Origin of the sequence: Maribacter sp. 1_2014MBL_MicDiv (genome assembly GCF_001865655.1) — a bacterium.
In the GTDB taxonomy this organism is placed as follows: Bacteria; Bacteroidota; Bacteroidia; order Flavobacteriales; family Flavobacteriaceae; genus Maribacter; species Maribacter dokdonensis.
This window is the reverse complement of record NZ_CP011318.1, coordinates 3980115-3999930: the sequence shown is the minus strand read 5'-3', so window position 1 is coordinate 3999930 and position 19816 is coordinate 3980115. Positions and strand designations below refer to the sequence as shown.

At 34.2% G+C, this 19816-nt stretch carries 21 protein-coding genes; 11 read left to right on the top strand and 10 right to left on the bottom strand.

Going from position 1 to position 19816, the window contains the following annotated elements:
- Genes YQ22_RS16845 through YQ22_RS16835 form a run of 3 tightly spaced genes read right to left on the bottom strand, consistent with a single transcriptional unit; the run spans position 1 to position 3673 of the window.
- Positions 1–1401: a bifunctional UDP-3-O-[3-hydroxymyristoyl] N-acetylglucosamine deacetylase/3-hydroxyacyl-ACP dehydratase gene (locus YQ22_RS16845; RefSeq protein WP_071342124.1), complete on the bottom strand. Its 1401-nt coding sequence runs from the start codon at positions 1399–1401 to the stop codon at positions 1–3.
- Positions 1402–1403: 2 nt separating this feature from the next.
- A complete protein-coding gene (lpxD, locus tag YQ22_RS16840; protein ID WP_058102618.1) occupies positions 1404–2420 on the bottom strand; it encodes a UDP-3-O-(3-hydroxymyristoyl)glucosamine N-acyltransferase in 1017 nt (338 codons plus the stop codon).
- A 23-nt stretch (positions 2421–2443) separates the two neighbouring features.
- The gene (locus YQ22_RS16835) at positions 2444–3673 is read right to left on the bottom strand and encodes an HD domain-containing protein (protein WP_058102617.1); all 1230 of its coding nucleotides are present in this window, start codon (positions 3671–3673) and stop codon (positions 2444–2446) included.
- An 86-nt stretch (positions 3674–3759) separates the two neighbouring features.
- Between YQ22_RS16835 and YQ22_RS16830 the strand changes: the two genes are divergently transcribed.
- From YQ22_RS16830 to YQ22_RS16810, 6 genes are all read left to right on the top strand, one after another.
- Positions 3760–5304 carry a T9SS response regulator signal transducer PorX gene (locus tag YQ22_RS16830; protein ID WP_071342123.1) on the top strand — a complete coding sequence of 515 codons (1545 nt, stop codon included), beginning with the start codon at positions 3760–3762 and terminating at the stop codon, positions 5302–5304.
- A 9-nt stretch (positions 5305–5313) separates the two neighbouring features.
- A complete protein-coding gene (gene tsaE / locus YQ22_RS16825; protein WP_071342122.1) occupies positions 5314–5727 on the top strand; it encodes a tRNA (adenosine(37)-N6)-threonylcarbamoyltransferase complex ATPase subunit type 1 TsaE in 414 nt (137 codons plus the stop codon).
- 223 nt (positions 5728–5950) lie between these two features.
- The gene (locus YQ22_RS19400; RefSeq protein ID WP_257786207.1) at positions 5951–6082 is read left to right on the top strand and encodes a hypothetical protein; all 132 of its coding nucleotides are present in this window, start codon (positions 5951–5953) and stop codon (positions 6080–6082) included.
- A gap of 141 nt (positions 6083–6223) precedes the next feature.
- Positions 6224–6820, top strand: coding sequence for a hypothetical protein (locus tag YQ22_RS16820; protein ID WP_232231228.1), 597 nt, complete (start codon positions 6224–6226; stop codon positions 6818–6820).
- A gap of 98 nt (positions 6821–6918) precedes the next feature.
- Positions 6919–8118 (top strand): alanine dehydrogenase, encoded by a 1200-nt coding sequence (locus YQ22_RS16815; protein WP_058102613.1) that lies wholly within the window; start codon positions 6919–6921, stop codon positions 8116–8118.
- Positions 8119–8196: 78 nt separating this feature from the next.
- A complete protein-coding gene (locus YQ22_RS16810) occupies positions 8197–8580 on the top strand; it encodes a DUF4258 domain-containing protein (RefSeq protein WP_071342120.1) in 384 nt (127 codons plus the stop codon).
- A 2-nt stretch (positions 8581–8582) separates the two neighbouring features.
- Here the strand turns inward: YQ22_RS16810 and YQ22_RS16805 are convergent, their stop codons facing one another.
- Positions 8583–9749: a proline dehydrogenase family protein gene (locus YQ22_RS16805; protein WP_071342119.1), complete on the bottom strand. Its 1167-nt coding sequence runs from the start codon at positions 9747–9749 to the stop codon at positions 8583–8585.
- 111 nt (positions 9750–9860) lie between these two features.
- Between YQ22_RS16805 and aroB the strand changes: the two genes are divergently transcribed.
- Entirely contained in the window at positions 9861–10922 is a 1062-nt protein-coding gene (gene aroB / locus YQ22_RS16800) for a 3-dehydroquinate synthase (protein WP_071342118.1), read from the top strand.
- 109 nt (positions 10923–11031) lie between these two features.
- Positions 11032–11361, top strand: coding sequence for a hypothetical protein (locus tag YQ22_RS16795; protein ID WP_071342117.1), 330 nt, complete (start codon positions 11032–11034; stop codon positions 11359–11361).
- Here the strand turns inward: YQ22_RS16795 and YQ22_RS16790 are convergent.
- The 3 genes from YQ22_RS16790 to YQ22_RS16780 form a co-directional block, all read right to left on the bottom strand.
- Positions 11358–11879, bottom strand: coding sequence for a DinB family protein (locus YQ22_RS16790; protein WP_071342116.1), 522 nt, complete (start codon positions 11877–11879; stop codon positions 11358–11360). The two genes, YQ22_RS16795 and YQ22_RS16790, sit on opposite strands and share 4 nt — an antisense overlap.
- Before the next feature lie 90 nt (positions 11880–11969).
- The gene (locus YQ22_RS16785; RefSeq protein WP_027066901.1) at positions 11970–12449 is read right to left on the bottom strand and encodes an Lrp/AsnC family transcriptional regulator; all 480 of its coding nucleotides are present in this window, start codon (positions 12447–12449) and stop codon (positions 11970–11972) included.
- 116 nt (positions 12450–12565) lie between these two features.
- Positions 12566–13669, bottom strand: coding sequence for a M14 family metallopeptidase (locus tag YQ22_RS16780; RefSeq protein WP_071342115.1), 1104 nt, complete (start codon positions 13667–13669; stop codon positions 12566–12568).
- Between the two features lie 255 nt (positions 13670–13924).
- On the opposite strand from YQ22_RS16780, the gene YQ22_RS16775 reads away from it, so the two are divergent.
- The 3 genes from YQ22_RS16775 to YQ22_RS16765 all read left to right on the top strand — a co-directional run bounded on the left by YQ22_RS16775 (position 13925) and on the right by YQ22_RS16765 (position 15545).
- Positions 13925–14281: a helix-turn-helix transcriptional regulator gene (locus YQ22_RS16775; RefSeq protein ID WP_071342114.1), complete on the top strand. Its 357-nt coding sequence runs from the start codon at positions 13925–13927 to the stop codon at positions 14279–14281.
- 71 nt (positions 14282–14352) lie between these two features.
- The gene (locus YQ22_RS16770) at positions 14353–14730 is read left to right on the top strand and encodes a hypothetical protein (protein WP_083414286.1); all 378 of its coding nucleotides are present in this window, start codon (positions 14353–14355) and stop codon (positions 14728–14730) included.
- 2 nt (positions 14731–14732) lie between these two features.
- Complete coding sequence (locus YQ22_RS16765; RefSeq protein WP_071342113.1) at positions 14733–15545, top strand: TerC family protein; 813 nt, start codon at positions 14733–14735, stop codon at positions 15543–15545.
- Positions 15546–15639: 94 nt separating this feature from the next.
- Here the strand turns inward: YQ22_RS16765 and YQ22_RS16760 are convergent, their stop codons facing one another.
- From YQ22_RS16760 to YQ22_RS16750, 3 genes are all read right to left on the bottom strand, one after another.
- A complete protein-coding gene (locus tag YQ22_RS16760; RefSeq protein WP_071342112.1) occupies positions 15640–16596 on the bottom strand; it encodes a sterol desaturase family protein in 957 nt (318 codons plus the stop codon).
- A gap of 109 nt (positions 16597–16705) precedes the next feature.
- Positions 16706–17134, bottom strand: a complete 429-nt coding sequence (mscL, locus tag YQ22_RS16755; protein ID WP_071342111.1) for a large-conductance mechanosensitive channel protein MscL — start codon at positions 17132–17134, stop codon at positions 16706–16708.
- An 8-nt stretch (positions 17135–17142) separates the two neighbouring features.
- Positions 17143–19803 carry a DNA gyrase/topoisomerase IV subunit A gene (locus YQ22_RS16750; RefSeq protein WP_071342110.1) on the bottom strand — a complete coding sequence of 887 codons (2661 nt, stop codon included), beginning with the start codon at positions 19801–19803 and terminating at the stop codon, positions 17143–17145.
- Between the last annotated feature and the right edge of the window lie 13 nt (positions 19804–19816).

Here is a 19816-nt window from a genome sequence, read left to right as displayed (position 1 = left end):
CTATGTTCTTTTTACAATTTGAGCCATCATCTCCGCTTCACTAACCAACTTATCATTAGCGTAAGCATAAGCCTGCATATGGCAGATTCCCCTTCTTATCGGGGTAATTAGACTACAATGGAATATTAATGTATCTCCAGGTAGCACTTGTCTTTTAAATTTAACCTTGTCAATTTTCATGAAAAGTGTTAAGTAGTTTTCTGGATCAGGAACTGTACTAAGAACCAAAATACCACCAGTTTGTGCCATTGCCTCTACTTGCAACACACCAGGCATTACAGGAGCTCCAGGAAAATGACCTACAAAAAACGGCTCGTTCATGGTAACGTTTTTCATACCTACAACATGTTGATCGGAAAGCTCTAAAATACGATCGATCAACAAGAATGGCGGTCTATGCGGTAACATATCCATTATTTGATGAATATCCATCAATGGAGGTAAACTTAGATCGTACTTAGGTACGTTGTTACGTTTCTCCAATTTTATTATTTGAGCAATTTTTTTAGCAAATTGAGTATTTACATAGTGCCCAGGCTTATTTGCAATAACCTTACCTCTAATTCTAGTACCTGCCAAGGCTAAATCACCAATAACATCCAGTAATTTATGACGAGCTGCCTCGTTTGGCTGATGCAAGGTCAAGTTGTCAAGAATACCATTTGCCTTAACGGAAAGTTTCTTTTTATTAAAAGCTTTTTCAAGCTTTTTCATGGTTTCATCGGAAATCTCCTTATCCACATAAACAATGGCGTTGTTAAGATCGCCACCTTTTATAAGTCCGTTTTCAAGTAAAGCCTCTAATTCATGTAGAAAACTAAAAGTTCTAGCATCGGCAATTTCTTTTTTGAAATCGGAAATATTTTCTAATGTTGCATTTTGGGTACCCAAAACCTTAGTACCAAAATCCACCATAGTAGTTACTTGGTAGGTTTCACTAGGAATTATGGTAATTTCACTACCCGTTTTTTCGTCTCTATATGAAATAACTTCCTTAACTACATACTCTTCCCTATAGGCATCTTGCTCAACAATACCAGCTTTTTCCAATGCTTCTACAAAAAACTTGGAAGAACCATCCATAATCGGAGGCTCTGCAGCATTAAGCTCTATAAGAACATTGTCAATTTCCAAACCTACCAAAGCAGCCAAAACGTGCTCAGAAGTTTGAATTTTAACACCGTTCTTTTCTAAATTAGTACCTCTTTGTGTATTGTTCACCAAATTAGCATCTGCAGGTATTATAGGAGTACCTTCCAAATCGACTCTTTTAAAAGCGTATCCGTGATTTTTATCTGCGGGTACAAATTTAATGGTTACATCACTACCGGTATGTAAACCTACTCCCGTAAGACTTACCTCTTTACCAATTGTTGTTTGTTTAATAGTTGTTGTGCTCATCGTCAATCTTTCTTTTCTAAGGTGTCGATTCTACTTATTATTTTTGATAAATTCTTAAAATGAACATATGATTTGTTGAAATCACCATAATTTAGTGCTGGTGAACCTTGCAAAACTTCATTGTCTTTCACATTTCTACCGATACCAGATTGTGCCTGTATTTTCACATTGTCGCCAATGACAATATGACCAACGATACCTACCTGTCCGCCAATCATACAATGTTTGCCAATTTTTGTAGAGCCGGCAATGCCTGTTTGAGCGGCAATTACGGTATGCTCTCCAATTTCAACGTTATGCGCTATTTGTATTTGATTATCTAGCTTAACCCCTTTTCTTAAAATAGTAGAGCCTAATGTAGCTCTATCTATGGTGGTACCTGCGCCAATATCAACGTTATCCTCCAAGATTACATTTCCGGTCTGTGGCACTTTAATAAACTCGCCGTTTTCGTTTGGAGCAAAACCAAATCCGTCTGCACCCAAAACTACGCCACTATTTATTACGCAATTGTTTCCAATTATAGTTTCTGAATACACCTTTACTCCGGCGAAAATGATAACGTTGTTCCCAATCTTTACGTTATCACCTATATAAGCATTTGGATAAATTTTCACATTATCACCCAACACCACATTATTTCCTAAATATGCAAATGCGCCTATATATACATCTGATCCATAAGTAACATTATCAGATTTAAAAATAGGTTCTTCAATACCCACCTTATTATTTTTAACCTGATTGTAGTATTCCAACAACTTGGAAAATGACTTGTAAGCATCCTCTACTTTAATCAATGTAGTGTTCAAATCTTGTTCTGGAACAAAACTTTTATTCACTATCGTTACCGATGCTTTTGTTTTATAAATGAATGAAGTATACTTAGGATTGGCTAAAAAAGTAAGGGAACCTTCTTCACCTTCCTCTATTTTAGCAAGTTTATGTACGGCTATTTCTGGATTTCCATGTACTTCTCCTTCTAAGATACCTGCAATCTGACCTGCTGTAAATTTCATGAGCGTAAAAGTAAGAAAAATTGTTAAACCCCTTCTTTAGGATAACACATATAATATTTGGTTACCGTTTTTGAAAGTGCATTTAAATTTAGGTGATCAGACAATTTGGCGACATCGGTTATTTTTCCATTTTTCCTTAAAATGTTGATAGTCTGATGTTGCCTATCGTAAGCTTTATTTCTCAACTCGCCCTTAAACACAAAATACGAAGCCTCTTCATCCGTAATATTATACTCGGCTTTTACTTTATTTAATTGCATTAAAAATTTAGTTTCGCTAATAGGTTCCTTTTTCACCTTTATATGAAGTAGTTTTCTATTAATGATCATTGCACACAATGAACTTAAAACAAAATCATTAGAATATTGCCAATCTTTTAATGCTGCAAGTATGTCTATATCATCTAACTTGGCAAACTTTAATAAGGTATCACCATTAAAGTTATTGATGTCTATATGATGGGTTAAAAAGTAATGTAAGGGAGTACTAGAATTCAATGTTTCACCTTTTTCAATTAGAAAACGTGCCCTTTTAAGTATACTGATAAGTAATCGTTCTGCTACCACTGCTGTTTTATGAAGATAAACTTGCCAGTACATGAACCTACGTGCCATTAAGAATTTTTCAACCGAATAGATACCCTTTTCTTCAATGACCAAGCTACCGTTCACTACATTTAACATGGTAATTAAACGTTCTGCATTGGTATTACCTTCCGCTACACCAGTATAAAAGCTATCTCTTTTTAAATAATCTAAACGGTCCATATCTAATTGACTAGACACTAGCTGGTTCAAGAATTTTTTTTCATGATTTCCAGTAAAGATAGAAATGGCCTCCGTTAAACTTCCGTTAAATCGTTCGTTGAGTTCTTGCATGAATTGAAGTGAAATAAACTCGTGGCTAACACCTTCAACAATGCTATGTTCCATGGCATGTGAAAAAGGTCCGTGACCAATATCATGTAAAAGAATGGCACACAAAAGTCCGTCTTCTTCACTTGTAGAAATCTCAACTCCTTTAAAACGAAGCACTTGTATAGACTTCTGCATTAAATACATACAACCCAATGCATGATGAAATCGAGTATGGTGTGCCCCCGGATAAACTAAATAGGACAACCCCATTTGTGAAATTCTTCTCAACCTTTGAAAATAGGGATCGGCAATAAGGTCAAATATTAGGGCATTGGGAATTCTAATAAATCCGTAAATTGGATCATTAAAGATTTTCAATTTGTTTGATGTCTTCAAGATAACGTTGTCTTTTCTGAAATTAACATTTCAAAGTTATACAAAAGCATTAGCATATAATTTGATTATCGTCAAATAATAATTCAATGAACAAAATAAAAATATTGTGGGTAGATGATGAAATAGATCTACTTAAACCACACATCATCTTTTTAGAATCTAAAAATTATAGTGTAATTACCTGTCAAAGTGGACAAGAGGCCTTAGAAGAACTTGCGCAAACTAGAGTAGATATCGTATTTCTTGATGAAAACATGCCAGGCATCTCCGGTTTGGAAACCTTATCAGAAATTAAAACAATAAACAACTCTTTACCTGTGGTCATGATCACCAAAAGTGAAGAGGAGTTTATAATGGAAGAAGCCATAGGTTCTAAAATTGCAGATTACCTTATTAAACCTGTAAACCCCAATCAAATTTTATTATCCCTTAAAAAGAATTTAGACCACTCTAGATTGGTTTCTGAAAAAACCACTAGTAACTATCAACAGGAATTTAGAAAAATAGCCATGGATCTATCTATGGTTAGCACTTATCAAGAATGGGCCGACCTTTATAAAAAGCTAATTTACTGGGAACTTCAATTAGAAGAAATTGAAGACCGTGGTATGTTCGAAATCTTAGAATCCCAAAAAACCGAAGCCAATCAACAGTTTGGTAAATTTGTAGACCGCAATTATGAGGATTGGTTTATAAATACGGACGCACCTGTAATGTCTCACACCTTATTTAAGAAATGGATCGCACCCGAGATTAAAGATCAAAAAACATTATTGATTGTAGTTGATAATTTAAGATACGATCAATGGTATGCTTTTGAAGATACGGTCAACTCATTTTACAAAAAGAAAAAAGAAGATTCCTACTATAGCATTCTACCTACTGCAACGCAGTATGCTAGAAATGCGATATTTTCTGGGTTAACACCGTTAGATATGGAAAAGAAATATCCGGAATGGTGGAAAAACGATACTGATGAAGGCGGAAAAAACCTTTTTGAAGACAAATTCTTAGATGCTCAACTAAAGAGACTTGGACTTGATTTAAAATGGGAGTACCATAAGATTAGTAGTTTAAAACAAGGTAAACATTTAAGTCAGAATTTTAAGGGGCAGAAGGATAATGATTTGACCGTAATTGTGTACAACTTTGTGGATATGCTTTCTCATTCTAAAACAGAAATGGAAGTTATAAAAGAATTGGCTTCCAATGATAAATCTTACCGTTCATTAACAACCAGTTGGTTTAAGAATTCTCCCATGTTAGAAATTATACAGCAAGCGCAGACCTTGGGAATGAAATTGATTATTACCACGGATCATGGCACCATCAATGTAAAAACTCCTTCCAAAGTTGTTGGCGATAGGGACACAAGCCTGAATTTACGCTATAAAACCGGCAGAAGTCTTACGTATGAAAAAAGTGAGGTTTTAGCAGCCAAAGACCCAAAAACCATTAATTTGCCAAGTATAAATATGAGCAGTTCTTTCATATTTGCTAAAAATGATTATTTCTTTGCCTACCCCAATAATTACAATCACTATGTAAGTTATTATAGAAACACGTATCAACATGGCGGAGTTTCTTTGGAAGAAATGATTATACCTTTTGTAGTTTTGGAACCTAAATAGTTTATTAAAATGGAATTCATTTATAACGAAGGTGAGTTACCTAATGTTGCCAAGCAAATTGTAACACATTCTAAAAGTAAAATATTAGCATTTTATGCCCCAATGGGAGCCGGAAAAACTACTTTAATAAAATCATTGGTCAAAGAATTGGGTAGCAGTGATACTGTAAGTAGCCCAACTTTTGGACTTGTTAATGAGTATGCACTTGAAACTGGTGAACTGTTGGGCTTTCATTTTGATTTTTATCGTCTTAATGATGAATCTGAAGCAATGGATATTGGGCTTGATGATTATTTGTCTTCAAATGGCTGGATATTTATGGAGTGGCCAGAAAAAATACCGAACCTTCTTCCTACGGATATTCAAAATATTACTATTGAAATAATTGACGAAACAACGAGAAAATTAATTCTCTCTAAATAAGGATTTTAACCCTCATATTCATTTGGTGTAAGAATTGTGGAATTTAGCATCGTTTAAACTAAAGATTTATTGTAATTTTTCGATGAAAAACAAGGATTTCGATAAAATGTATAAATAATCGGTTAAAAATCACAATTTTAACGTTTAACAACATTTTGGTTGTATATTTTTTCTTACGTTTGTAGGAGAACTAAATATTTGTATAACCAAAAACCCCTTGAAAATGAAAAACAAAAGAACATTCTTGGCTTCAATCGCTTTAGGCGTATTCCTTTTAGCAATGGCAGCACCAGTAATAGATATTGACAACCAGCAAGTAGGTATCGATAAAAGAAAACTAAAAGAAAAAATTTAACTGAATTTTTTCTTTTAAAAAAGGGTGTATGCAAATACACCTTTTTTTTATACTATTTCTTTTTTACTGTCGTTAGATATTTATATATTTTTTTTAATGACGCGTAAAATAAAAAATAAGAAGGCCCAAAGAAAGATTCTAATGGAATCGATCATGGTTTTTTTTATAGCCATTTCTCCTTTTTTATATAAATTATATGAGTACATACCTGACGCTACAGAAGATTCTGTAACATTTATTGGTATTACCATTACCAGCCATGGTTTTGCTGATGTTTCAACTTTCATTTGGTTTATGATGGGCAAACTTGTGCCATTGTACTTATTAATTTTTTGGTTTTTAACCGTAAAAAATTGGTGGTATCATATTATACTCATTCCAATTGCTATGTACGCTTTCCAAATATTTGAAGTTTTATACAACTATGATAACGATATAGACACTGAAAATTTACTTTGGTTACTTCCAATTTGTATTGTAATTATACCATTCGTATACTTTTTGAGAATTAAATTATATGATAAGTATGTTTTAGGCATAGATCTAGAAGCAATGGAAGCTGAACTTGAAGACTTAAAAGCTAAAGGCTACACCAGTGACAAAAAAGATGATAGTTCCCTAAATGATGTGCCTTCTTTGTCTGATGATTTAAATTCCAAACTATCTACCGGCAGTATTGAGAACTTTTTAAAAAATTTACAAGAACGTGTTCAAGGTTGGTTACACCTTAAGTTTTAACTACACTATATCATTAATTAAGCACAACCCATTCATTTCTTTAAAAATTGTACATTTGAGTTTCAAGTCAGTGATTTGAACCACGCATTTTTGTAGTTATGAATGAACCCACATCACCGTTTAGCAAACACCAATTAATTCCACAAGAGGAAACCTTAGAGGTTTTACGCCAAAAAGGTGAATTGTTTATAGGCATCCCAAAGGAAAATCAGTACCAAGAAAAAAGAATATGTTTAACGCCCGATGCGGTCAATGCCATTACTTCTAACGGTCATCGTGTTCTAATAGAATCTGGAGCAGGTGAAGGAGCCCATTTTTCTGATGCGGATTATGTAACCGCTGGCGGGGAAATTACCAGGGATACTAAAAAGGTTTTTGCGTGCCCGTTAATTTTAAAAGTAGAACCTCCTACCCTTACCGAAATAGAATATATAAATCCGCAGACTACAATAATATCCGCACTTCAGATAAAGACCCAGTACAAGGAATATTTTGAGGAATTGGCAAGAAAACGAATTACGGCTATAGCTTTTGAATATATCCGTGATGAAGAAGGGAAATACCCGGCCGTGCGTTCTCTAAGTGAAATTGCCGGTATTTCTTCAGTACTAATTGCCGCAGAATTAATGGCAGCAAATAATAATGGTAACGGATTAATGTTCGGGAACATAAGCGGTGTACCACCTGTAGAAGTGGTCATCATTGGAGCAGGAACCGTTGGTGAATTTGCAGCACGCTCCGCAATAGGTATAGGAGCAAATGTAAAGGTCTTTGACAATTCTATTACCAAGCTAAGAAACATACAGACCAATCTTAAACAAACGGTATACACATCTACAATACAACCCAAAAATTTATTAAAAGCCTTAAAACGCTGCGATGTTGCTATTGGCGCCACAAGAGGAAAAGATAGGTCACCAGTAGTAGTTACCAGCACCATGGTAGAGCATATGAAAAAGGGAGCCGTAATCATTGATGTAAGTATAGATACAGGCGGATGTTTTGAAACCAGTGAAATTACCGATCACAATAAGCCTACTAGAAAAAAATATGATGTAATACACTACGGAGTCCCCAATATACCCTCTAGATATCCAAAAACAGCCTCAGTAAGTATCAGTAATATTTTCACGCCTTATTTACTTAAAATCGGCGAAGACGGCGGACTAGAAAACTCCCTTCGTTTTGATAAGGGACTACGAAATGGGCTATATATGTACCATGGTATTTTGACCAATAAATCGGTCGGAGAATGGTTTGACCTTCAGTATAGCGATATTAATTTCCTAATATTCTAAAACAAAAAAGCGAAATTTTCTCTATCCATTTAAAAAGACATAATTTCGCGTTCTTAATTATTACAATAAGCAGCTAGAATGGATTTTCTTAAGAGGTTAGGTTATTTTTTGGTGGGGATGTCTATTGGAATCGTTTTTCTAACTTTTTTTCTTAAGAAGAAATCTGAAGAAACCGGTGTATATTTTTGCTACCTACCTAATTGCAGAACCTTAAAAGACATTCGCTCAAAATCTATGTACTATAGTGAGGAAGCCCAACAAAAACTCCAAGAGTTACAGCTGGATTCTACTGCAGTGACCTATATTTTAACCGAGGGTGATGTGGATTTCGGAAATAGTGATACAAAATCCGTTCCCTGTAAAACTTATGTTATTGAGTCCGATTACAAGGAACAAGATTATATTTTCACTGTTAAGAATTGCAGAGAAAAAGCTACGATAGAAAACGTGCAACTACAATAAACTTACATTTTTCTGCGCTTTCTTTCTTTTTTCAAAAGGGTAAGCTCCCTACTGGTTTGTCCTGCTACAGAGGTATTTTCATCCGCTCTTCTAATTAAATAGGGCATTACATCGCGTACTGGTCCAAAGGGCAAATATTTGGCAACGTTATAACCATGAGCAGCCAAATTGTAAGAAATATGATCGCTCATCCCATACAACTGACCAAACCAAATGTGAGTGTTATTTTTTTCAATACCCTTCTCTTCCATTAGCTCCATCAATTTATAACAACTCTCTTCATTGTGTGTTCCTGCAAAAATGGAAAGCACATCAATATTATCGATCATATATGCTATTGTTGCATTGAAATTATCATCAGTTTCTTGTTTGGTTTTGCAAATTGGTGAAGTGTAGCCCATTTCCTTTGCTCGATCATTCTCTTTCTCCATGTATGCACCCCTAACGACTTTCATTCCAACCAAGAAACCATCTTTTATAGCGCGCTCATGCAACGCTTTTAAATAAGGTAAACGATCCCATCTATACGTTTGCAGGGTATTGAATACTATCCTTTTTTTCTTATTATACTTGCGCATCATTTCTTCAGCCAAATCATCAGCAGCATCTTGCATCCAGCTTTCCTCACCATCGATCAGCAAAGACACTTCAAGGTCATGCGCTTTTTTACAGACTTTGTCAAACCTATTGACAACCCTTAGCCATTCTGCTTTTTCTTTATCAGTGAGTTCTTTTTTCTCGCTAATTTTTTGGTATAAGGCAAATCTCCCAAAACCAGTTGGCTTAAAAACAGCATAAGGTATGGCTTCCTTTTCCTTTACAAAATCTAAAATGGTCAAAATAATTTCAGTAGCCGTATCAAAAGGGTCCTCCTCTTCTTTACCTTCTACAGAATAGTCCAATACAGAGCATACACCCTTTTCCCACATACGATCCACCACAGGCAGGCAATCCCTTTCATTAACACCACCACAAAAATGGTCAAAAACAGTAGCACGTATTAAACTTTCTACGGGTAAATGAGCTTTAAAAGCAAAATTGGTAATAACAGAACCCATTTTCACCAAAGGTTCATTTGAAATCATTTTAAAGAGAAAATAAGCTCTTTCTAATTCTGAATCGGTTTTAAGAGCAAATGCAGTTGCAGTATTTTCAAAAATTTGGTCCATTCCTTATAATTTCTATAACGATCAAATATAATCACAGAATTTATAATCTTAAGACTAAAAATTACCTTTATTTTGCGTACAAGTTTCAAACAAATTAAGCTATATTTTTTAATGGATTCCATTATTTCAGATTCTTACGCAGTACATTTCAATGAACAAGCTTTTTCAGCCCTAAATACTCATTTAGCAGAGAAAAAATATTCTACTATTTTTATAATGGTAGATGAAAATACCCATGAACACTGTCTACCAAATTTCATGGCAGAGCTAAATGGAGACTATGCATTTGAAATAATTGAAATTGAATCTGGGGAAATAAATAAAAACATTGAAACCTGCGTTGGTGTTTGGGAGGCACTTTCAGAACTTGGTGCGGACCGTAAAAGTTTACTAATAAATTTAGGAGGAGGAGTATTGACCGATATGGGCGGTTTTATTGCCTCTACATTTAAAAGAGGTATAGATTTCATAAATGTACCCACTACCCTATTATCTATGGTAGATGCTTCGGTAGGCGGTAAAACAGGTATTGACCTTGGCGCGTTAAAGAATCAAATTGGTGTTATTAACCAACCGGTAATGGTATTAGTGGTCCCAGATTTCCTTGACACCTTAGAAGACAGACAGGTCAATAGCGGATTTGCAGAAATGCTAAAACATGGTCTTATTCAAGATAAAGATTACTGGCAATCACTTAAAGAAGCTAAAGACCTTAAGGATATGAAAAATCATATTCTTACTTCAATTCAAATTAAAAATGAAGTGGTCTTGCAAGACCCTACCGAACAACATATACGTAAAATATTAAATTACGGACATACATTGGGTCACGCCATAGAATCGTACTTTCTTGAAAACGAATCTAAAGAAATGTTGCTACATGGAGAAGCAATAGCAATTGGTATGATCTTAGAAGGCTATTTATCACTAAAACTATTAGACCTACCCCAAGAAGCCATGGAGGATATAAAGGAAACTTTTTTGGACAGGTATGACAAAGTAGAATTTTCTGAAACCGACATTGATAATATTCTAAAGTTAATGAAGTATGACAAGAAAAATTCTCATGGAAAAATTAATTTTGTACTCTTAAAATCTATTGGCGAACCTAAGTTTGATGTTGAAATTCCGGTAACATTATTTACTGAAGCTTTCGCTTACTACAAACTTTAAAAACTTCACATACCCAAATCATTACTTTCACAACTCTATAAAGATGTGTGTAATTTTAATGACTAGTTTAGTTATAGTTAAATAATAACCCGCTATAAATAAATTAGTTATGACCAGACGACTTATAGATTATCGTAAATTAGACCACAACTTAGCAGCTCTTTTAATTGAAACTTATCCTTATGGTTATGGTGATGAAGACATTATAACCTTCAAGAATATTAATGGTGATTATGTTGAGGCAGTTGAGCTGAAAACAACAGACACCTTATACTTGGTAAAAATTAGTAAGAGCCTTTCTAATTTTATCGCAAATTTTGAGGAGAATGTTGGAAAAGAGCTAGAATCAAGCACTCCCGAAGAAATAATTTCTTCAGAAGATATGACAAATGCCTTACACCTAAATTTTGAAAACGAACACGAACAAGAGTTGGATTAAACTAAATATCGCTCTTTTATAATATTAAAATGATGCCTTTGATGACCACTAATCACAAGGCCTAGCGCTGCTACAGACCAAGGTAATCCACTTGCGGTACCGGTTCTTTTAAAGACATCATTAGATAAAAGACTGAAAAAGTTAATAGATGCTTCTCTAACTATTAGGAATTCCTGTAAAATATCCTCTTTAGTTCTTTGATTTGCATAACTCTCTAAAACGTAATCATCTTGCTCAAAACCTGGTAAAGGAGTTTTATCGTTTCTAGAAATTCGAAAAGCCCTGTACTGAAAAACGCGTTCAGAATCTATTAAGTGAACTAAGACTTCTGCTATAGTCCATTTACCCTCACCGTAGCTATACATCAACTGATCTTTGGTTAAATTTTCAATTAGCTGTTGAAAGTTCTTCTTGCCATTTTCTAAGGCAGACTTTAAATCTTCTTCTTCATTTAAAGCATTTAAGTAGGTTCCGTAAAAATATTGCAATTCGCTATTCTCTAAATCTTTTACCTTCATAAAATATTTTTTGTTTTACAAAAACAACCAAAAAAGCCCAATTAAAAAATTTAACCGGGCTTTTCTTCAAGTTAGTTGACTATATTATTCTTATAACTCGTTAAAAATAGTATGCATTAAACGCTTTTTGTCATTAAAGCTTTCTTCTAACGAAATCATTGTCTCGGTTCTGCTGATACCATCTATATCATCAATTTTAAAGATAATATTTTTAGCATGCGTAGTATCCTTTGCTCTAATCTTACAGAAAATATTGAATTTCCCGGTTGTAATATGTGCAATGGTAACATTAGGTATTTGATTTAAACGTTCCAATACAAATTTGGTCTGGTGCGTTTTTTCAAGAAAAATACCCACATACGCTATAAATGCATAACCTAGTTTTACGTAATCTAAAGTTAGCGAAGAGCCTTTTATTATACCGGCTTCTTCCATTTTCTTAACCCTTACATGAACAGTACCTGCAGAAATAAGAAGTTTTTTTGCAATATCAGTAAAAGGTGTTCTGGTGTTATCAATTAACATATCCAGAATTTGGTGGTCTATTTCGTCTAATTTGACTTTGCCCATAGTTGTAAAATTTCTGCCAAAAATAAAAAATAATCACATTAAATTCATTGAAACTCGATTTTTTTTATTGAAAATGTAAACAATTTTACTATTTCAAAGAAATAAAACAATGAAATCTAAGAAAGTAGTTTTAAAATATCATTTTCTCTCAACCATTTCACATCGTTTTCATCATTGCAATTCAATGATTTATGTGCAAAAACTTCAGGAGGTTCCTTATCAAAAACATGAACCATAGGAACAAAATCCACTTTACCATTTTTTAGCACCTCCTTATACTGAATTGGTGTAAATTCAGCCGAAGTAAGACCATTATTTTCAAAATCTATATTATACACCTCAATATCAACAAACTGTTTACCATTCTCCGGTATTGATAAATATTGGTCAACGGTATAATCTGTTATTTCATTATCCCTTATAGTTAACAAACTCTTTACTAAAGCTTTAAAAATGTATACCCTTGTTACATCTCTATCATAATCATTATAATAATGACCAGCTTCAAATAATATAGTAGGTGTTCCCTTCATTTGAAAAGCATCGCCTACGCAATTTGCATTAAAGCCATCATCATACCTACCTACCTGTCCAGGTATTTCTTCTTGCAATTTGCTGTTCATTGCCGCTATTAATTGCATACTCAGTTTTCTAGACGGTGAGTTATTACGGTCTTCATCAAAAGCTGGAGCCAAAAAAGAAACCGTAGCCGGTTTATGAGTAGTACCTACATTAAAAATAGTACGCTGATCATGTAGATTATAACAGAAATCTGGTGTAAAATCTTCATAGACCTTTTTTAGCACTTTACTCTCTGGTTGCGATAAGTTTTGTGCGTCTCTATTTAAATCGATTTCATTAGCATTTATTCTAGTAAAGTCTCTAGCTCCATCCGGATTTAAAATTGGAATAATCTTAATGGTACAGGCATTCCATATTTTGAAGGCTTCCATGGATTCTTGACTCATAAAATTAAATAAATCTAAAACAGCCTTCGTTGTCGTTGATTCATTTCCATGCATTTGAGACCACATTAAAATTCGCTTAGGTCCGTTACCAAAAACAACACTTTTGATAGCTTCTCCGCGTACCGATCTACCTACTACCTCAGTTTTAAATGTTACCGGTAATGAATTTAAAAATTCATCTATATGGTCATAAGTAATATATCTACCCGATATACTGGTTACACCATAGTCCTTATAATTTATTTCTTCCATGTATTACTTTTCAAAAAACAAAAATACTACAGGTACAGTTTACAATTGTAAATCAGTTTGTGATAAAAGAACCAAATTAAATGGTATTGAAATTTACAATTCTAATCAAAAAAATAGATAATATTTCATTATATTGAAAATCAGTAATTTAATATTATTTAAATAAACATAAACTTCATAATTTTCTCAGCGGATTTAAGATTTTTACACATAATTTAACTACTATTAAATGGAGGATTAATTAGTTTTGTAAACATGTTAAACAGCAATTCATTCATATTAAGGTTAAAGTCAATTTTAACCCATTACGAACTTTCCTCCTCTGCATTTGCAGATTTAATTGAGGTGCAAAGATCTAGCATATCACATTTGTTGAATGGCAGAAACAAACCTAGCCTAGAGTTTATCATGAAAATTAATGATGCCTTTGCGGAGGTAGATATTCAATGGTTGCTTTACGGCATTGGCAGCTTTCCTAAACTAAACGAAAAAGAACCAACCAAAACTTACAATAAATCTAAACAGACCACCTTACCACCTAGCGAAAAGAATATTGACCGAATAGTTATTTTCTATAATGACGGAACATTTAAAACATACCTAGAAAAATAGTTTTAAAATTCTAAATTCAGCATTCCTAACTTTTACTAGAATCATCATCGGGAATTTGTTTATTTTGCAGTATGATGAAAAAGATATTTTTTACTGCTATTACAAGCCTTTTACTTTTTTCTTGTTACCAACCAGAGCGCGATTGCGATAAGTATAAAACAGGCACTTTTAAATTCACTTATGAAGTTGGAGACACTGTTAAGGAAGGAAAATTTATAAGAACCAAAGATTACAGCATTGACTATTATGAAAATAAAATAGACAGCGCCACCGTCCGCTGGTTCAATGACTGCGAATTTGTGCTACAAGACATTAATAGCAAAACAGCCATACATTATAAAATTATTAGTACAACGGATTCTTCTTACACCTTTCAATACAAAAGCGCTGTAAAAGACCCTAACAAAAAATTAGTAGTAAAAACCGGAACTGCAATTAAAACCAACTAACCATGTTTGAAATTTTCACCAGTCCAGATGCTTGGATTGCCCTACTTACACTAACATTTCTTGAAATAGTTTTAGGTATAGATAATATAATTTTTATCTCCATTGCCGCAGGAAAACTAGAACCTGCACAAAGAAAAAAAGCTACCAATATTGGACTTGTATTGGCCATGGTTATGAGAATTGTATTGTTATTTGGCATCTCATTGCTTACTTCAATGAAAAAACCGTTTTGGGTGTTTGACAGTGAATGGATTACCGGAGGAATTAGCGGACAGGGAATAATACTCTTTCTAGGAGGTTTATTTCTGCTCTACAAAAGTACTAAGGAAATTCATGAAAAGGTCGAAGATAAAGGGCATGACGAACGCGAAGTAAAGAAAGCGAGATCCACATCCCTGACCAATGCCATTTTGCAAATAACCGTAATAAACATAGTATTTTCATTTGACTCTATTTTAACTGCCATAGGAATGACCAACGGCATCTCTCCTAACCCTAACGATGCTTTAATACTTATGATTGTAGCCGTAGTTATCTCAGTAATCATAATGATGTTATTTGCCAATCCTGTTGGTGAATTCGTAAATAGACACCCTTCCATTCAAATTCTAGGGCTTTCTTTTTTAATCTTAATAGGTTTTATGCTAATTGCAGAAGCAGCTCATTTAAGTCATCTAATTGTATTTGGTAATGAAGTGGGCACCATCCCGAAAGGATACCTTTACTTCTCCATTGCATTTTCATTAATGGTTGAATTCTTTGATCTAAGAATGAAAAAGAATAAGAAGCCCGTTACACCAATTGAAGATCAATAGGAAAATTAAATAACGCAAAAAAACCCTAATTAAACATGTGTTTAATTAGGGTTTTATATTTTCTTGCAACTGTATTTTAAACCGCCCGAGGTGTTTAATTTGGTCTATCAAAAGCCATTTCAGGGTTTTGTTCTTTTTGCTGCTTAAAAAGCCTTTGTTGCTGCTTAACAGTCATTGTACTACCATCATGGCTCCATCCTGGAGGACCAAAAATATACATTAATTTGTATTTAAATTTCTTCACCTTCTTCACATCTGCCCATATATCTTTAAATTCATGGGTAAGAATTACAATAGGGTTATTAGAATTAGGCGCATGTATAACGCCGAATTTTACATCAATTTCTTCATCATACTCTTTCCAGGTACCGAACATTTTATCAAAACAATTAAGAAATCCACCGTGATTCTTATCTAAGTACTCTACATTCTGTGCATGGTGAACTTGGTGCATGGTATGAGTGTTGAAGATTTTTTCTATAAAGCCCATTTTAGGCACATATTGGGAATGCAATTGAAACTGCCAGAAAGATTCTATAGCCAAACAAACTACAACCATTTCTACCGGAAAACCAATAATAGGCATCCAAACATAAAAGAAAGGTTTATACAACAAGGTAAACCACCCATTTCTTATAGCGGTACCAAGATTAAAATTATCTGAAGAATGATGTACAATATGTGCAGCCCATAAAATTCGTATTTCATGATTTGCCCTATGAAACCAGTAGTACGTAAAATCATCAGCCAACTGACATAAGAGCCACACGTACCAAGCATACCCAAAGGACTCATACCCCATTATATTAGTTCTCACCCCATCAACCATTGGGTTGAACAATTCATAGGCCCATTCAAAAAGAACTACCAACAAAATAACCTTAAGTAAAGGACCAATAATGGCCGAACCAATACCCATTGCACTACTAGCTGCAAAATCTTTCCAATCATAAAGATCATCATCTCCATGAGTTTTGCTATAGGTCAATTCTAATAAGATAAAGGCAATAAAAGCTGGTGCACCGTATACCAGCGGGTTAGTGAAATCCATTAATTCAAATTTTTGTAAAGGTAGTTATAAAACCAACCGTTCTAAAAAAATGTCTAATCTTAACTTTCTATTTTAAGATAAGACAATTCAATTGTTCAACACAAAACTATTATTTCTTGTTTTTAAGTATCTCATTTTGCTCCTGTAACAATTTTTCCAAACTAGACAATAGCGCAATATTCTTTGGTGTTTCCACCTCTTTATTTGTAGGATCTTCAGATTTTTGCTTGAACCTGTTAATAAACTTCACCATTACGAAAATGGTAAAAGCAATAATTCCAAAATCTATAAGTGACTCTATAAGCTCCCCATAACCAATAGCAACTTCTTCTACACTATCCGTTGGCTGCCTAAGTATCCACTTTTTATTTGAAAGATTAACATCATCTGTCAACAAAGAGAGAGGAGGCATAATAATAGCAGAAACAATTGTACTGACAACTTTATTAAATGCGGTACCAATAATAATACCGACAGCCAAATCTATCATATTGCCCTTGATGGCAAAATTCTTGAATTCTTCAAAAAAATTCTTCATAATCTCAATTAATCAAATAAAGTGGGTTCATCTGCAGAACCACCATCTACATCTTTTGATTTCTTATTTTCGGTACCAGATTCTACTGCCTGCTCATCTACTACTTCAATATCTTCCGTTTTTTCAGGGATAACCGGCTCATAAGGCAAAGGCTCTAAGCTATTAATGTTTTTCACCTTTTCAGTAATCAATTGATTACCTAAAGCTTTAATTCCCTTGATAGCTATAAAATTCTCAATATCAACACTTTCATTTTCCTTAGCCTCTTTACCTCTAGGCTTTGGAAATTCAATTTCAATCATTGGTCTCCAATCTGTAGAAACAAGCTCCAAGTATGATTTTGGATGTTCTGAAATAAATAATTCCTCCTTATTTTCGTTCTCTATTAAAAATCTTTTTACGTAGAATCTTTCTTTCTCACCCTCCCAATAAATGGCTGAGATGGGCTTTTCAGGTATCCATTTTTCAAGTACGATCATATCGTCATCAAAATGCGAAGTAAGCACTGGCAAAAATGTTTTAGCAACACCTTTTTGATTGATTACCAAAAGTAAATCATCACCTTTAAACTCCCCCAACAATTCTCCCCTGCCATCAACATTCAATCTACGCACAACATCATCAAACCAAATCTTTCTTGGCTTTAATGTAGAAACACCTTTTTCTTTAAGTTCTATGCGTTTTACGGAGTATTTGGTCACAATATTTCCTTTAGACGCTCTTCCTTTTATAAGAACATCTGAAAAATCAATATCCCATTTTAATTTTTTAATGCTTCCAACCTGACGTAACAACACGGTAATAACTTCAGCTTCACCGTTAGGGTTTGCGGAAAAATATAGCACTTGTGTTCCAGGTTTACCTGTACCTAGCTCATAAATTCTATCACGTGTTATACTGGTAACATTAAAACGTTTTATATAGGTAGCCCCACCTTTACCGTCCTTATAAATTAAATTATAAGTAGTACGCTTATCTTTCTTCTTAAATACAGCGACATGAATGATTCCCTTACCAACAAAAGTTTTGGAATCTACCTTTGAAACCATCATCTTACCCTCGTTGGTGATAACAATAATATCATCTATATCACTACAATCCGTCACGTATTCATCACGTTTTAACGAAGTACCCACAAAACCTTCTTCCCTGTTTACATAGAGCTTGGTATTCCTAATAACCACTTTGGTAGCTTCTATATCGTCAAAAACACGAATCTCGGTTTTTCTACCTCGATCCTTGCCATAAGTTTCCTTTAGGTTTTTAAAATAATCAATGGCAAACTCTATCAAATTAGCCAAATGGTTTTTAACTTCCGCAATTCGCTCTTGCAGACTCTCTAAATGTTGTTGGGCCTTATCTAAATCAAATTTTGAAATTCTTTTAATACGAATTTCAGTCAACCTGGTAATATCCTCTACGGTAACGGCTCGTTTTAAATGCTTTGTATGTGGAGCAAGCCCTTTATCTATAGCATTTATTACCCCTTCCCAAGTCTCCTCTTCCTCAATATCCCTATAAATACGGTTTTCAATAAAAATTCGCTCTAAAGAGGCAAAATGCCATTGCTCCTCTAGCTCACCAAGTTGAATTTCCAGTTCTTGTTTTAAAAGATCAACCGTAGAATCCGTAGATCTTTTCAACATCTCCGTTACACCAATGAATAAGGGTTTATTATCTTCAATAATACAACCCAATGGTGAAATAGAAGATTCACAAGCCGTAAACGCATAAAGGGCATCTATTGTTTTATCAGGTGAAATTCCACTGGGTAAATGCACCAATATTTCAACTTCCGCAGCAGTGTTATCCTCAATTTTTTTAATTTTTATCTTACCCTTTTCATTGGCCTTTAAAATAGAATCTATTAAACTACCAGTATTAGTACCATAAGGTATCTCATTGATTACCAGTGTATTTTTATCTAACTGGGAAATTTTTGCACGCACACGAATTTTACCACCCCTAAGTCCATCATTGTAATTGGTAACATCAATAATACCAGCCGTTTGAAAATCCGGAAAGATTTTAAATCGTTGTCCTTTTAAGTGCTTAATGGAGGCATCAATCAGCTCCACAAAATTATGCGAAAGTACTTTTGTGGAAAGCCCCACAGCAATACCTTCCGCTCCCTGAGCTAATAACAAAGGAAATTTTACGGGTAAGTTTACAGGTTCTTTTTTTCTTCCATCATAAGAAGCCTGCCACTCGGTAATTTTAGGACTAAAAATAACCTCTAAGGCAAATTTAGATAACCTTGCCTCAATATATCTTGAAGCAGCCGCTCTATCCCCGGTCAAAATATTACCCCAGTTTCCTTGGGTATCTATTAAAAGGTCCTTTTGACCTATTTGAACCATGGCATCGGCAATACTGGCATCACCATGTGGGTGATACTGCATAGTGTGACCTACTACATTCGCCACCTTATTATACCTACCGTCATCCAACTCCTTTAGTGAATGCATGATTCTACGCTGTACAGGTTTAAAACCATCTTCAATTGCAGGTACAGCTCTTTCTAAAATTACGTATGAAGCATAATCCAAGAACCAATCTTTATACATACCGGTTACCCGTGTAAGGGCCTCGGTAGGTTCAGTTGTTTCGTTATTTTCTTCGGAAAGGTTGTCGTTAATTTCCTCGTTCAAATCGTCATTTTCTTCCATTCAGAAGCAATCG

What these genes read in the sequence shown, in the direction of transcription:
- YQ22_RS16810 (WP_071342120.1), top strand. Translation starts at nt 8,197, where the DNA reads ATGGATTTTCTTAAGAGGTTAGGTTATTTTTTGGTGGGGATGTCTATT.
- YQ22_RS19400 (WP_257786207.1), top strand. Translation starts at nt 5,951, where the DNA reads ATGAAAAACAAAAGAACATTCTTGGCTTCAATCGCTTTAGGCGTATTC.
- YQ22_RS16780 (WP_071342115.1), bottom strand. Translation starts at nt 13,669, where the DNA reads ATGGAAGAAATAAATTATAAGGACTATGGTGTAACCAGTATATCGGGT.
- YQ22_RS16820 (WP_232231228.1), top strand. Translation starts at nt 6,224, where the DNA reads ATGGAATCGATCATGGTTTTTTTTATAGCCATTTCTCCTTTTTTATAT.
- lpxD (WP_058102618.1), bottom strand. Translation starts at nt 2,420, where the DNA reads ATGAAATTTACAGCAGGTCAGATTGCAGGTATCTTAGAAGGAGAAGTA.
- YQ22_RS16750 (WP_071342110.1), bottom strand. Translation starts at nt 19,803, where the DNA reads ATGGAAGAAAATGACGATTTGAACGAGGAAATTAACGACAACCTTTCC.
- YQ22_RS16760 (WP_071342112.1), bottom strand. Translation starts at nt 16,596, where the DNA reads ATGGATTTCACTAACCCGCTGGTATACGGTGCACCAGCTTTTATTGCC.
- tsaE (WP_071342122.1), top strand. Translation starts at nt 5,314, where the DNA reads ATGGAATTCATTTATAACGAAGGTGAGTTACCTAATGTTGCCAAGCAA.
- mscL (WP_071342111.1), bottom strand. Translation starts at nt 17,134, where the DNA reads ATGAAGAATTTTTTTGAAGAATTCAAGAATTTTGCCATCAAGGGCAAT.
- YQ22_RS16775 (WP_071342114.1), top strand. Translation starts at nt 13,925, where the DNA reads ATGTTAAACAGCAATTCATTCATATTAAGGTTAAAGTCAATTTTAACC.
- YQ22_RS16845 (WP_071342124.1), bottom strand. Translation starts at nt 1,401, where the DNA reads ATGAGCACAACAACTATTAAACAAACAACAATTGGTAAAGAGGTAAGT.
- YQ22_RS16785 (WP_027066901.1), bottom strand. Translation starts at nt 12,449, where the DNA reads ATGGGCAAAGTCAAATTAGACGAAATAGACCACCAAATTCTGGATATG.
- YQ22_RS16795 (WP_071342117.1), top strand. Translation starts at nt 11,032, where the DNA reads ATGACCAGACGACTTATAGATTATCGTAAATTAGACCACAACTTAGCA.
- YQ22_RS16790 (WP_071342116.1), bottom strand. Translation starts at nt 11,879, where the DNA reads ATGAAGGTAAAAGATTTAGAGAATAGCGAATTGCAATATTTTTACGGA.
- YQ22_RS16815 (WP_058102613.1), top strand. Translation starts at nt 6,919, where the DNA reads ATGAATGAACCCACATCACCGTTTAGCAAACACCAATTAATTCCACAA.
- aroB (WP_071342118.1), top strand. Translation starts at nt 9,861, where the DNA reads ATGGATTCCATTATTTCAGATTCTTACGCAGTACATTTCAATGAACAA.
- YQ22_RS16765 (WP_071342113.1), top strand. Translation starts at nt 14,733, where the DNA reads ATGTTTGAAATTTTCACCAGTCCAGATGCTTGGATTGCCCTACTTACA.
- YQ22_RS16830 (WP_071342123.1), top strand. Translation starts at nt 3,760, where the DNA reads ATGAACAAAATAAAAATATTGTGGGTAGATGATGAAATAGATCTACTT.
- YQ22_RS16770 (WP_083414286.1), top strand. Translation starts at nt 14,353, where the DNA reads ATGATGAAAAAGATATTTTTTACTGCTATTACAAGCCTTTTACTTTTT.
- YQ22_RS16805 (WP_071342119.1), bottom strand. Translation starts at nt 9,749, where the DNA reads ATGGACCAAATTTTTGAAAATACTGCAACTGCATTTGCTCTTAAAACC.